Origin of the sequence: Microcoleus sp. N9_B4 (genome assembly GCF_036701635.1) — a bacterium.
In the GTDB taxonomy this organism is placed as follows: domain Bacteria; phylum Cyanobacteriota; class Cyanobacteriia; order Cyanobacteriales; family Microcoleaceae; genus Microcoleus.
On the sequence record NZ_JAUBRC010000022.1, the window covers coordinates 76,394 to 89,582 of the forward strand.

At 46.3% G+C, this 13,189-nt stretch carries 12 protein-coding genes; 8 read left to right on the forward strand and 4 right to left on the reverse strand.

Annotated elements, in window-relative coordinates:
• Nucleotides 1–98 precede the first annotated feature (98 nt).
• A complete protein-coding gene (locus tag QUA43_RS16345; protein WP_333375268.1) occupies nucleotides 99–716 on the reverse strand; it encodes a macro domain-containing protein in 618 nt (205 codons plus the stop codon).
• 128 nt (nucleotides 717–844) lie between these two features.
• Between QUA43_RS16345 and QUA43_RS16350 the strand changes: the two genes are divergently transcribed.
• From QUA43_RS16350 to QUA43_RS16365, 4 genes are all read left to right on the forward strand, one after another.
• Nucleotides 845–1,033 carry a hypothetical protein gene (locus tag QUA43_RS16350; protein WP_333375275.1) on the forward strand — a complete coding sequence of 63 codons (189 nt, stop codon included), beginning with the start codon at nucleotides 845–847 and terminating at the stop codon, nucleotides 1,031–1,033.
• The gene (locus QUA43_RS16355; protein WP_333375277.1) at nucleotides 1,014–1,214 is read left to right on the forward strand and encodes a CrcB family protein; all 201 of its coding nucleotides are present in this window, start codon (nucleotides 1,014–1,016) and stop codon (nucleotides 1,212–1,214) included. The genes QUA43_RS16350 and QUA43_RS16355 overlap by 20 nt, the downstream gene beginning before the upstream one ends.
• Nucleotides 1,215–1,595: 381 nt before the next feature.
• Nucleotides 1,596–2,939 (forward strand): nitrate/sulfonate/bicarbonate ABC transporter ATP-binding protein, encoded by a 1,344-nt coding sequence (locus tag QUA43_RS16360; RefSeq protein ID WP_333375280.1) that lies wholly within the window; start codon nucleotides 1,596–1,598, stop codon nucleotides 2,937–2,939.
• Nucleotides 2,940–3,160: 221 nt separating this feature from the next.
• On the forward strand, nucleotides 3,161–4,897 hold the full coding sequence (locus QUA43_RS16365; protein ID WP_333375283.1) for an ABC transporter permease subunit: 1,737 nt from the start codon (nucleotides 3,161–3,163) through the stop codon (nucleotides 4,895–4,897).
• Nucleotides 4,898–4,975: 78 nt separating this feature from the next.
• Here the strand turns inward: QUA43_RS16365 and QUA43_RS16370 are convergent, their stop codons facing one another.
• A complete protein-coding gene (locus QUA43_RS16370; protein WP_333375284.1) occupies nucleotides 4,976–5,107 on the reverse strand; it encodes a hypothetical protein in 132 nt (43 codons plus the stop codon).
• A gap of 60 nt (nucleotides 5,108–5,167) precedes the next feature.
• Between QUA43_RS16370 and QUA43_RS16375 the strand changes: the two genes are divergently transcribed.
• From QUA43_RS16375 to QUA43_RS16385, 3 genes are all read left to right on the forward strand, one after another.
• The gene (locus tag QUA43_RS16375; RefSeq protein ID WP_333375285.1) at nucleotides 5,168–6,052 is read left to right on the forward strand and encodes an amino acid ABC transporter substrate-binding protein; all 885 of its coding nucleotides are present in this window, start codon (nucleotides 5,168–5,170) and stop codon (nucleotides 6,050–6,052) included.
• A 153-nt stretch (nucleotides 6,053–6,205) separates the two neighbouring features.
• Nucleotides 6,206–7,603 (forward strand): magnesium transporter, encoded by a 1,398-nt coding sequence (mgtE, locus tag QUA43_RS16380; RefSeq protein ID WP_333375288.1) that lies wholly within the window; start codon nucleotides 6,206–6,208, stop codon nucleotides 7,601–7,603.
• Nucleotides 7,604–7,848: 245 nt separating this feature from the next.
• Nucleotides 7,849–8,772, forward strand: coding sequence for a hypothetical protein (locus tag QUA43_RS16385; RefSeq protein ID WP_333375290.1), 924 nt, complete (start codon nucleotides 7,849–7,851; stop codon nucleotides 8,770–8,772).
• A gap of 438 nt (nucleotides 8,773–9,210) precedes the next feature.
• Here the strand turns inward: QUA43_RS16385 and QUA43_RS16390 are convergent, their stop codons facing one another.
• Both QUA43_RS16390 and QUA43_RS16395 read right to left on the reverse strand, forming a co-directional pair.
• On the reverse strand, nucleotides 9,211–9,729 hold the full coding sequence (locus QUA43_RS16390) for a hypothetical protein (RefSeq protein ID WP_333375293.1): 519 nt from the start codon (nucleotides 9,727–9,729) through the stop codon (nucleotides 9,211–9,213).
• Between the two features lie 20 nt (nucleotides 9,730–9,749).
• Nucleotides 9,750–10,832, reverse strand: a complete 1,083-nt coding sequence (locus QUA43_RS16395) for a ParM/StbA family protein (RefSeq protein WP_333082516.1) — start codon at nucleotides 10,830–10,832, stop codon at nucleotides 9,750–9,752.
• A 406-nt stretch (nucleotides 10,833–11,238) separates the two neighbouring features.
• Between QUA43_RS16395 and ftsH2 the strand changes: the two genes are divergently transcribed.
• Nucleotides 11,239–13,125, forward strand: a complete 1,887-nt coding sequence (gene ftsH2 / locus QUA43_RS16400) for an ATP-dependent zinc metalloprotease FtsH2 (protein ID WP_333375295.1) — start codon at nucleotides 11,239–11,241, stop codon at nucleotides 13,123–13,125.
• Nucleotides 13,126–13,189 lie beyond the last annotated feature (64 nt).

Sequence of the window (13,189 nt, forward strand, 5' to 3'; positions counted from 1 at the left end):
GGATTGCTATAAGTCTCTATACCTAAAAAAACACACACCACTAAACTTTGTTTCTCAACACAATAAAACTGGCAAATTTAATAGTTTCAATTTTGCAACTACCAATCTTGGATATCGTCGGTATATAACAAGTGGTGACATCTTTGAGCGTGCAGTAAAGATTGAGGAAATTCGTATTGAGATAAGAGGATATCTTCGAGCGCAACTTTCATTTGATTAGCGCAGATATGTGGCGGCACTTTGCCCATTCCCGTACCCATGCCGGGAATAGCGATAGTTTCAATAATATGTTTGACTGGCGTTCCATCTGGGACTGAGCCAAATTTTACGAGAGTCAAAATAGCGCGGGTTGCTAGATAAACATTCACTGTTTCTCTTAAAACTGTGGGAACGCGCATAATTGGTGCAGCTATTAAATAGGGAATATCAGCATGATCGGTATCTACAATTTCTGCCATTCCTACTAAGAGTTCCCCGTGATGTCTAGCCTGAATTAGTTTTTGCAAGCGTTCAAGAACCTGCCCTCCAAAATATTCCGAAATTTCTAAATCTAAACCGTCGTCCATGAAACCAAAACTATTTCCCGGACTAACAATAGCATCGCATTTCACATCAAAGATTGAGCCGCGGTGTATCTTGACATTTTCTATATTACCGCAAGTGCTTTCCCACGCTCTAACTAAATCATCGTCTACGGCGACTAGCACAATTTGCATAAATACTCTCTATATATTTTAATTAGAAACAGCCAGAGCGATCGCCAATTTAATTATACAATACTTTACATGATTCGGCTGAAGGTAAAATTTAGATTAATTTCAACTAGCAAATCTTCAATAGCTGTATGCTGCAACACCCGAATCTCCGCCATCCGATCGCAATTAGTTTAGGTGTCGTTGCCGGCGCTTTGATCACGTATTATATCACCTTGTGGTTTGCCAATCGTTTCGGTACGGCTTTTCCCTACGGAACTTTTTTTATTAACATCACGGGTTGCTTGGCTACGGGATTTTTTGATCGCCCTCGCTTTTGAGCGGGTGGCGACTATTCCGTCGGAAGTGCGGTTAATGGTAGCAACGGGCTTTTGGGGAGTTTATACTAATTTTTCAACTTACGGTTTAGAGACGAATGTCTTGTGGCGCGATCGATCTTACAGCTTGGCAGCTTTTTACTGTGCTGGCAGTGCCATACTAGGAGTAATCGCCGTTCAGTGAGGTGCGATTCTAGCGCGAATTGGCAAATAGATAAAATCAGAGTGAAAAATCTCATTGGTTGACTATTGATTAAATTAATGCCCAATCTAAAAATCCAGTTTTTTGATAAAATCGGGTTTGTGCGATCGCTCCTCATTTCCGCTTTACTTGATATCTGGCATATTTTACGCATTCCCGGCAGCAGGTCTTGCTAAAAATGACTTTATGGGGTATGGGTATGGGAACCCAAGAATCAATTTTAAGACCGCCGGACGCGGACTCGTGCCTGCGGACAAATATCTGCTGTGCGTTTTCGAGGGTTTTTTGTTAGTGACTAATCACCAATAACTACTAAGTAATGACTAATTTTAACCTAAATTTAAACACATAGGAGGTTTAGTTGTGGTAGTTAAAACAGCAACAGAGTGCCTCATTACCTTAGAAGGCGTTAGCAAAGCTTACCAGCAGCCCAACGGTCAAAAAATATCTATTTTAGAGCCAATTAACTTAGAACTGCGCTCTGGCGAAATAGTAGCTTTGCTGGGCCCTTCCGGTTCGGGCAAATCAACATTAATGCGGATGATTGCCGGACTGATCCCACCCACCGACGGTCAAGTTCTTTACCACAATCGTCCTTTAGTCGGCTTAAATCCTGGGGTAGCAATTGTATTTCAAAACTTTGCCCTTTATCCCTGGCTGACGGTATTAGAAAATGTAGAATTAGGCTTAAAAGCTAAAGGAGAATTGCCGGAACCGCGCCGTCAAAAAGCCTTGCGGATGATTGACATTATCGGTTTGGACGGATTTGAAAATGCTTATCCGAAAGAACTTTCCGGCGGAATGCGGCAGCGGGTGGGATTTGCTAGAGCTTTGGCGGTGGAACCCGAATTGCTTTGCATGGATGAACCATTTTCAGCTTTAGACGTGCTGACGGCAGAAAATTTGCGATTTGAGTTATTAGATTTGTGGCTGGAAAAAAAGATTCCGACTCAAGCTGTGTTAATCGTAACTCACGGGATTGAGGAAGCGGTAATTTTAGCCGATCGCGTTGTAGTCTTGGGTCGCAACCCAGGGCGAATTCGTGCCGAATTGACCGTGACTTTGCCGCACTACCGCGATCGTAAAACTCCCGAATTTCAAGCTCTTGTAGACCAAGTTTACAAAATTCTCACCAATCCCGAATTGAGCTGCGAAACAGTGACAGCACCTGCTGAAAGTGTCGCTGCTGTGTCTCAACCTCAACCCCCTCAAAGCGCTAAATACCAATCTCTGCCGCAGGTGCGAACCGGTGCGATCGCCGGTTTGTTGGAACTTTTGGAAGACCGCAAGGAAAAAGACCTCTACCGCCTCGGTCAAGAATTAATGTTAGAGGTTGACGACATTTTGCCGATCGTGGAAGCAGCAAAATTAATGGAATTTCTGGTAATTCAAGAAGGCGACCTCCTGTTAACACCAGTTGGCCTTGAGTTTATTGCCGGCGGCATTGACCAGCGCAAACAAATTGTTCGCACCCAAATTCTCAGCAATATTCGCCTGGTACAGCAAATTTCTCGAATGCTTCAGGCAAAGCGCAATCACCGCATTTCTGAAGAATTGATTTTGGATATTCTAGAAGCCCACTTTAGCCCCCAAGAAGCAATGCGGCAATTGAAAACTGCTATTGACTGGGGTCGCTATGCAGAGTTATACAGTTACGATGAACCGGGCGGCGAAATCTTCTTAGAATCAGAAGATAAACCTGAATAGTTATTTGTTAGTTGTTGGTTGTTATTTGTTATTTGTTATTTGTTATTTATTGGGATCTTAGCCTTGTTCCCAGGCTCTGCCTGGGAATACATACCCGGAGGCTCTGCCTCCAATAACCAATAACTAATAACCAATACTAATAACAAATAATCAATAACCAATGCCCAATGCCCAATGCCCGATTCCCGATGCCCGATTCCCATTCCCAATAACTACTTCTTATGACAAGACCTCTAACACCGGCTAATAAAACTTTAGAAAGGTCAGCTTGGACTTGGCAAGACGGTTTGCTGATTCTAGCAATCTTCTCTCTAATTTTGGTCATTGTCCAAACAGCTTCTCAATTCAGCAGTGATTACAACCCGAATTTTAAAATTGAGACCACACTAAATGTCTTGCCAGCATATACAGCCCAGACTCTCTTACGCATGGCATCTGCCTATTTTTTATCGCTGTTTTTTACCCTAGTTTATGCTTATTCGGCTTACCGCTTTCCCCTGGCAGCGAAAATTTTAATTCCCTTGTTAGACATTTTGCAGTCGATTCCGGTTTTATCTTTTTTGCCGGGAGTTGTTTTAGCGCTAGTTACTTTATTTCCAGGTCAAAGAATCGGCGTAGAACTCGCATCGATCATCTTAATATTTACTGGGATGACTTGGAATATGACCTTTAGTTTCTATCAGTCGCTGTCCGGGATTCCGCGAGAACTTAAGGAAGCTGCTCAAGTTTATCGACTCAATGCTTGGCAGCAGTTCTGGACGTTAGAATTGCCCGCTGGTGCGATCGGGCTGGTGTGGAACAGCGTCATGTCAGTGGCGGGTGGCTGGTTCTTTTTGATTGCGATCGAATCTTTTACCTTGGGGGACAAAAACTTTAATTTGCCCGGACTCGGTTCCTATTTGGGCAAGGCAGCTAATGAAGGTAATTTTGGGGCGATCGGCTGGGGTTTAGCAGTCTTAATTGGGGTGATTATAGCCATAGATTTTTTCATCTGGCAGCCTTTGATTGCGTGGGTAGAAAAGTTTAAATATCAAGCGATGGAAGCTACCAATGTACCGCAGTCAAACGTGTTAGATTTTTTAAGGCGATCTGCGACGCTGCGGGTATTGAAGTCGCGGATTTCGCCGATCGGCGACAGTTTTGATCGCGGTTTGGCAAGAGCTTTTGCACCTGTTAATTTACCAACAAATCCCAGACAAAAAAACCGCATCGGAAATTGGATAAATTGGATATTTGTTAGCGGGTTTGCCGTCATTGTGCTTTGGGGAACTTGGGAAGCAGTGCTGCTGCTGCGGTTGCTGAATTTGTCTGACTGGCAAAAAGTCATGACAGGTGCATTTTTCACAGCTTTGCGGGTCATTTGCGCGCTATTTTTATCGCTGTTGTGGACAGTGCCAGTCGGAGTGGCGATCGGTCGAAATCCACGTTTAGCTCAAATTTTGCAGCCATTAGTACAAATAGCAGCTTCTGTACCGGCAACTGCTTTATTTCCCGTATTGCTACTAGCTTTAATTCACGCTGGAGGCGGCTTGCAAATTGGTTCTGTGGCGCTGATGATGTTGGGGACAATGTGGTATTTGCTGTTTAATGTTATTGCGGGCGCTCAAGCCATACCTTCGGAGTTATTTGAAGCTGCACAAGTTTACAAACTATCCCTAATCCAGCGCTGGCAGACTTTAATTTTACCGGGAATTTTCCCATACTTGATCACAGGAATTATTACGGCAGTCGGCGGTGCTTGGAATGCAAGTATTGTCAGCGAGTACGTGCAGTTTAAAGGTCAAATTGTTACTACAGAGGGTTTGGGGGAAACTATTTCTCAGGCTACGGCATCTGGGAATTTTCCCTTGCTCTTGGCTGCTACTTCTGTGATGTCGTTGTTGGTTGTATTGACTAACCGTTTGGTGTGGCGACCGCTTTACCGTTTGGCAGAAGAAAAATATCAATTGTTGGTTTGATTCGGGTAAAATAGGACTGCAATATAGAAGCCAAAGCTGAGCGAAAGCGGCGGTCAATTCTCGGCTCTGGCGACTTAATTAAAGCAGGCGACACTTTTCTGCTGCCAAACCCCCGAAACTTAATTTTAGACGGTGCAGGTTGAATTTAGCCGATCGCACACCAAAAACACGCCGATCGCCCAAAATACAAGCACCCAAATATATTGACAAGAGGTTGTTTTTGCGTATTATATTAAAAACCAGTAAAATATCTATTCGGATACCGAACGAATGAACTCAACGCTAACCCATAAAAACCTCACAGTCGCAGCATTTACAGCCATATTTTCAATATTATTTCCCGCAGCTTTACCTACAGTTGCCTCAGCCCAGACAGCACTGGAAGAAATTCGGCAAACCGGCATTCTCAAAGTTGGCATCAGAAAAGATGCCCCTCCCTTCGGATACTTAGAAGGTGAAAAATGGCAAGGAGTTTGCATGGAAGGGTTAGAACTTTTCCGAGCTGACTTAGAAAAAAAATTAAATCGCTCCATCCGCTTAGAAAAACTAGAAACAGACCTCAATGAATCAACCGAAAAAGGGCGCTTCCGCAGCGTAACCAGCAAGCGCGCTCACCTAGAATGCGGGCCTAATACAATTCTAAAAAATCCCCCCAGCGGGATTGCATATTCACTGCCTTTTTTATACAGCGGCACTTATCTGTTAGTCAAGCCAGAAAACAGACTGAGAGTTAACCCTTCAGGATTCCTGCAAGACGTGACCATTGGCGTGCTAAGCGGTTCTGTTACCCAACAATTCATTGCAGGCCGATATCAACTAGCCAACCAGCGAATGTATGAAGGTATCGCGGGCCGACAGTCGGGTGTAAAAGATGCGGTATCAGGAGCAATCGATGCCTTCGCTAGCGACGGAATGCTGTTAGTAGGAGAAGCGCTGAGACAGGGTTTAACTCCAAGCCAATATTCTGTTATACCGGAGCAGCCTTTAACCTGCATTTCTTACGGCATGATCTTGCCAGCAAGTGACACTGAATGGAAAGAAACAGTAAATAATTTTATTCGCAATCAAAGTTCGACAAACTTGTTGGAAAAAGTGCTCGGGCGCAATTCTCCTTTCCTACCGATGAGTGTCGCAGATCAAGATAAATGTATTTGATCCCAAATCGCGCAAGGTGCTCGGCGCGCACCAGAAGAATAGGGGTCAGGTGCGGATCTTGTCAGGGCAAGTCCGATCGCTGCAACCAGTGGCGTCAATACGCTCTAAACTGGATTCAGGAAGGCGCGCAGCACAGGTTTAGGAGGGTCATCAGTGACAGAAAAAAATTATCAATCGTCTTCTCTACCCACCTACGCGCGAAAAGAACTGCGGGAATTAGTTCGATCGCAGTTAAGGGCCCTGTTGGAAGAAGGAGACTTTAAAGGAGCAAAAGCGATTTTGCACCCGGTGCAGGAAGCAGACATAGCTGAAGCTATCGAAGGGCTGCCAGAAACCATGCAAGTAATAGCTTTTCGCTTGCTTTCCAAAGACGAAGCGATCGCAGTTTACGAATATCTCGACTCCAGCGTTCAGCAGTCCCTCTGCGAAAAATTCAAACGCCAAGAAGTCATTGATATTGTAGACAAAATGTCCCCGGACGATCGAGCTAAACTGTTTGACGAACTGCCAGCAATATTAGTCCGTCGCCTGTTGGGGGAATTGAGCCCAACGGAACGCGAAGCTACGGCTCAACTTTTGGGTTACGAAGCCAGTACCGCCGGTCGGATTATGACCCCGGAATACATTTCTCTCAAAGAAAGCTTTACCGTCGCCCAAGCTTTAGACCGAATTCGCTCTTTGGCTAAAACTACCGAAACAATTTATTCTCTTTACGTCACCGACGCCGGACGCAGCTTGACAGGTATTTTATCTCTGCGGGATTTAGTCACTTCCCCCCTCGACAAAACTGTCGGCGAAATTATGACCCGCGACGTAGTTTCTGTTCAAACAGGAACGGATCAAGAAGAAGTAGCTAGGCTGATCCAGCGTTACGATTTTTTAGCTGTGCCCGTTGTAGACCGCGAACAGCGTCTGGTCGGCATCATTACAGTTGACGATGCGATCGACATTTTAGAACAAGAAGCAGCCAAAGATATTTATACCTTGGGCGGCGTCCAGTCCGGCGGTGACAATTATTTTCAGACCGATTTAATCACCGTTGCCCGGAAAAGAGTCGTGTGGCTGTTTGTTCTGCTTTTAACTAATACTGTCACCGGCGCAATTATTAGAGCTCAAGAAGATATTTTGAACCAAGTAGTCGCCTTAGCAGCCTTTATTCCCCTGCTGACTGGCACTGGAGGCAATGTCGGAGCTCAGTCCTCAACTGTTGTAATTCGCGGTTTGAACACTGACGAAATTACAGCAATGGGCCCCTTTCAAGTAATTGTTCGCGAGGGGATGGCGGGAGCGCTGCTAGGAGCTATATTGGGGACTGTAGCGACGGGCTGGGCTTATACTCTGCAAGGGAGTTTAGCAGTGGCACTCGCGGTGGGAGTGAGTTTGTTTGCGATCGCAATTTTAGCTTCTATTGCCGGTTCAGCTCTGCCGTTTCTATTTCGTTCTTTGGGTTTAGACCCCGCTTTAATGTCTGCTCCCTTTATTACCACCGCAGTTGATGTCCTCGGGGTCTTGATTTATTTCACTTTAGCTCGACAAATTTTGCAGCTTTAATATATTTAATTACATGGCTGTGAATAAAAAACTTAATCTGTTTTTCACCACTGCTAAATTCGGGGTTTACGTGCGATTACATACCGGATATCTGCCGTCGCGCGTACTTTATTTTTATCCGCATACTTGCACCAGTTGAAAACAAGAATGCAACTATAGGCCGTGATCCCAACTACGAGCTTCATCAGTCATTCCAAATCTAAAATCTACAATCTAAAATCTACAATCTAACATGGTATTAGCCTATGTCATCATCCAATTCACCAACGAAAATCCAAAATCCCACGTCCAGCAATTTGTTAGAAACTGCTGAATTGGTTTTTCTTGCTGCCTCTGCTGTGGGATTGGCTGCTAGTTTGGTGTGGGAACAGAGCGTTTATGCTCAAGTGCCTGTAGTGATTGCGTTGGTGTTGAATTTTGTGAATCGGCAGAAGCTACACAGGCAAGTTAAAGCAAGTACGGCGGCTACGTTCGATCGCGTAAATCAACAAGCCGCTACTACCGATCGCGCGATCGAGCAATTGCAACTTGCTGTAAATGCTTTAGACGAAGCTGTTGCTCAAACATCTCGCGAAAATCTCAATGTTGCGCCTGGAGAAAACGTACACTCTCTAATTTCAGCAATTGAGAACCTGCGCCAGCGACTAATAATTTTAGAAAAAACTATTAAAATGATTCAAAGCGAGATCGAACTAACCAGCCGCCAATTCAAACAGCGACCGGAGTTGCAACAAGTCGAAACTTTGACAACAATAATTCTGGACTTGCAGCAGTTTATCAACGAACTGCCGCAGTGGGGCAATTTGCAGCAGCGGCAGCTAACAGAACTTCAGCAAAAAGTAGACAATGCTTTGGCTGAGCTCTCAGAAGAAATTGCTGTGATTCCCAACCGCGTGCAAGAGGCGCTAGCTAGTCGCGGTGGGGAAATTAACCCACAGTTTGGTTCTGGTTTGAATGCCGAGCAAAAGAATGGTTATCGACCTAAAACCCAGAATGAGAAAATTCGCCAGAAATATCCCAGAGCTTATGTCAAGTGGAGTCAGGATGAAGACGAAAACTTGAAGAAAGAATATGCTAGCGGTCAACAAATTGACGAATTAGCTCAGAGATTTCAGCGACAGCCTAGTGCGATTCGTTCGCGATTACAAAAATTAGGATTAATCAAATAATGGTAATTGGTAATTTGTAATATCATTTCCGGTTACACTCATACATGATGTTGACTGTTAACGGTTGACTGTTGACTGTTCACTGTCAACAGTCAACCGTCAACAGTGAACTCGAATTTACTATTCCGATGCTAACGGATTTGATATAATTTGTAACCACAGAAAACAGTCAACAGTCAACAGTCAACAGTCAACAGTCAACAGTCAACAGTCAACAGTCAACAGTCAACTGACAACAGTCAACAGTCAACAGTCAACAGTCAACAGTCAACAGTCAACAGTCAACTGACAACAGTCAACTGACAACGGACAAATAACAAAGCGATCGCCCTTTTTTTTCAAAAGAGCGATCGCTTTGTTTCTGTATTCAGTACCTGCTGCCAACAGCAGACCACTAACATCAAATCTCAAGGCTTTATAGCCTTGGTCTACCTCATTTTAGAAATCTTGCGGTAACAAAGAACTTAAACGCTCCAACAAAGGATCGGAATTCCGAGGAGGAGCAACCTCAGCGTCAGACACTACATTATCATCCGCCACAGACTCAGACTCAATCGGGCCAGGCTCTACTACTTTTGAAACTGGGGCAAAAGAAACTTGAGCAAACTTACTGTTAACACTCCCCTGTAACTGATCCAACTGTGCGCCCAGTTGACTCAGGTGATGTTCCAGTCCCTCCAAACGGCTTAATTCCTCTGCCGAAACATTGTGCTCAAACTCAGCAAATTTGACCACAAGTTCAGCAATACGCTGTTCCAACCGCTGAAAGCTCTGTGTAGAGCTAGTAGACTCAGATACAGACAAAAACTGCCACAAAGCTTGCTTGCAGAGATTGCTGAAAGTCTGATACTTCGTGAAAGCCAACTCTTTTTCAATAGCGGCCAGCAAAGTTTGATCCGCAGCATCTTCCGTAAACGCCACCGAGAAATTCGCCTTATTTTTTGCCCACAGTGCCATAGGGTTCAAGCCTTAATGCGTTACTTTATCGTGGCTAGCTGAGCCTCAGCATAAATAAACTGTCCCAAAGCATTAGCTTTCCGGGAAGGCTGAGCCAAGTGAGCCTTAAGATTGGCGTCTTTAAGCAAAGGTTGCAACACCTCCCAGAAAAACTCGCCGCCACCGCCAGTCAGAACCACATCCGTCACCCGTTCCGGCAGCCACTGCACCAAACGTTCGGACAGTTCGTTAGCGAAAGCCTCCCGCAAATCCTTAATAATCGGATCTAAATTAGTCGGCTTAGTCGCTCCTCTCGGACGGTAGAAACGCTGGCCTTCCGGTTTATTCACCGCTTCCAGTAAAGACAGAGATTGAGGGTCTGCCCCCGGAATCTTTGAGGCAACTTGTTCGTAGAACTTGTTCATTGCGAAGGAATCGCTCTTAGAAGCCGCCCGGGCGAACCGGAAACGATCGACCATTAACAAATCGGTAGTTTGGTGTCCGATATCAACAACAGCCACCGACAGTTCGGGTAACTCAGGCGTAAACTCCTTGTTATCTTGAGCCTCGCACCAAATCAGGCTGCCGAACCCTTCGGGCATCACCCAAACGTGACTGATGTTAATATCCACACGCTCGCCCCGGTACACCACAACGTGGGGAGAGCGCAGTTGGCTGATAATCTCTTCCTTTTCCTTCTCAAACTGATCCTGCGAATAAAACGGCAAACCCAGCACAACTGCTATTTCGCCCTTCATCTGGAAATATCCAGCACAGGAAAAGACCTTAACCAAAGCATCTACTACTTTCGACTGGTCAGCGCCACCGAGATTAGCGCCAAAATCTGCCGCCAATTGACCTATAGCGTAACCCCTGCCCTGGTACTCCAGCCACATATCCAACAGAGGGTCTGTTGCTTTGGACTCAAAGCTGCCACCCCGCACCTTTTCCACGGGCATAGTAGCCACGTTGGCAGGGATGAAAACAACGCTACTAGGGTTGCGACTCACGCAAGCTTTAGTTGCCGTCCGACCCAAATCAGCACTAATAATCGATTTGTTAGAAGCGACTTTAGTCTGCTGGGTCAGCATAGCCGAATTAGGAACAAGCTGTCTAGTTGTCATTGAAATGTGTTACCTCACTGAGCCTCACCATTATCATGCCTTATCCCTTGACACTGCCACGCTTAAAAACAGTGGGTGAAAGCGGCGATTCTTCTAACTCTACCTAGATCGGTATCGAAATCAGCACCAAATATTATATTCGGGACGATCGCCCTTAATGGATTTTAGATTTTAGATTTTAGATTTTAGATTTTAGAGGCGACAACAGGGGCAGCGGTCCGGGGGCTTGTACCCTGGATGGTTTCGGTCGAGGAGTATTCTCGATCGATCGCGGCAATACGGCCTGTTGCCTGAGAGTGCATTGTTAAGTTAAATTTAGTTAAGATTCTGAGTGTAAACTTTTGTCGCACTTCTCCGACACCGCCAGCTTACCCGATCTGTCCCCAATTCAAGGCATCCTCTATTTATGAAAATTTCTTGGCGAACTATACTACTTTGGACTTTACCCGCCTTAGTCATCGGCTTTTTCTTGTGGCAGGGGGCCTTTGCCCCATCCCCCGCAGAAATGAGCAAGAACACCGCCAGCACCCGCCTGAGCTACGGTCGATTCTTAGATTACTTAAACGCCGGTCGAGTGACCAGCGTTGACCTTTACGACGGAGGTCGGACGGCTATTGTCCTAGCAGTCGATCCCGAACTGGACAATCACGAGCAGCGGTGGCGAGTAGACTTGCCCTCAAATGCCCCGGAACTGGTTTCTAGGCTCAGAGACTCCAAAATCAGCTTCGACACCCACCCGTTGCGTAACGACGGCGCTGTCTGGGGACTTTTAGGCAATCTAGTATTTCCCCTGTTGTTAGTAGGAGGGCTGTTTTTCCTCTTCCGCCGCGGTGGCAACGTTCCCGGCGGCCCGGGCCAAGCCATGAATTTTGGCAAATCCAAAGCTCGCTTTCAAATGGAAGCTAAAACAGGCGTACTGTTCGACGACGTAGCAGGCGTTGAGGAAGCCAAAGAAGAACTACAAGAAGTGGTGACATTCCTCAAAAAACCCGAACGCTTCACCGCAGTCGGGGCGAAGATTCCCAAAGGCGTGCTGCTAGTGGGCCCTCCCGGAACCGGTAAAACCTTGCTGGCAAAAGCGATCGCAGGCGAAGCAGGCGTGCCTTTCTTCAGCATCTCCGGTTCGGAATTTGTCGAAATGTTCGTCGGTGTCGGCGCTTCCCGCGTTCGAGACTTGTTCAAGAAAGCTAAAGAAAACGCTCCTTGCATCATCTTTATCGATGAAATCGATGCAGTCGGCCGCCAGCGCGGCGCAGGTATCGGTGGCGGTAACGACGAACGGGAACAAACCCTGAACCAGTTGCTGACCGAAATGGACGGTTTTGAGGGCAATACTGGCATTATCATCATTGCTGCCACGAACCGCCCCGACGTGCTCGACTCAGCGTTGCTGCGTCCGGGACGTTTTGACCGCCAAGTTAGCGTAGATACGCCGGATATTAAAGGCCGCTTGGAAATTTTGGAAGTTCACGCGCGCAACAAGAAACTGTCTGCAGAGATTTCTTTGGACGCCATCGCCCGCCGCACTCCTGGTTTTACCGGCGCTGATTTGGCTAACTTGCTCAACGAAGCTGCGATTTTAACCGCCCGCCGCCGCAAAGATGCGATTACGATGCTCGAAGTTGACGATGCAGTCGATCGCGTGGTAGCAGGTATGGAAGGCACTCCTTTGGTGGACAGCAAGAGCAAGCGCTTGATTGCTTACCACGAAATCGGCCACGCGATCGTCGGTACAATCATTCAAGCCCACGATCCAGTTCAAAAAGTTACCTTAGTTCCTCGCGGACAGGCCCGCGGCTTGACTTGGTTCATGCCCAGCGAAGACCAAGGTTTGATTTCTCGATCGCAAATTTTAGCCCGGATTAGCGGTGCCTTGGGTGGTCGCGCAGCCGAAGAAGTAGTTTTCGGCGATGCGGAAGTAACTACCGGTGCCGGCAACGACTTGCAGCAAGTCAGCGGTATGGCGCGCCAAATGGTAACTCGCTACGGAATGTCAGACTTGGGCCCGATCGCCTTGGAAGCCCAGCAAAGCGAAATTTTCCTCGGCCGCGACTATACAGCGCGATCGGAATATTCCGAAGAAATAGCCTCTCGGATTGACGGACAAGTTCGAGCAATTGTCGATCATTGCTACGACGACGCGCGCCGAATTATTCGCGAAAATCGCACCGTGATCGATCGCTTAGTCGATTTGTTGATCGAAAAAGAAACCATCGACGGCGAAGAGTTGCGCCTAATCGTCTCTGAATACACTTTTGTTCCTGAAAAAGAACAATACGTTCCTCAGCTTTAAGACTTGTTTAAAAATTAGGGACACGGCCTTGCTGTGTCTTTAAAAAGTAGGGACGCAAGACTAT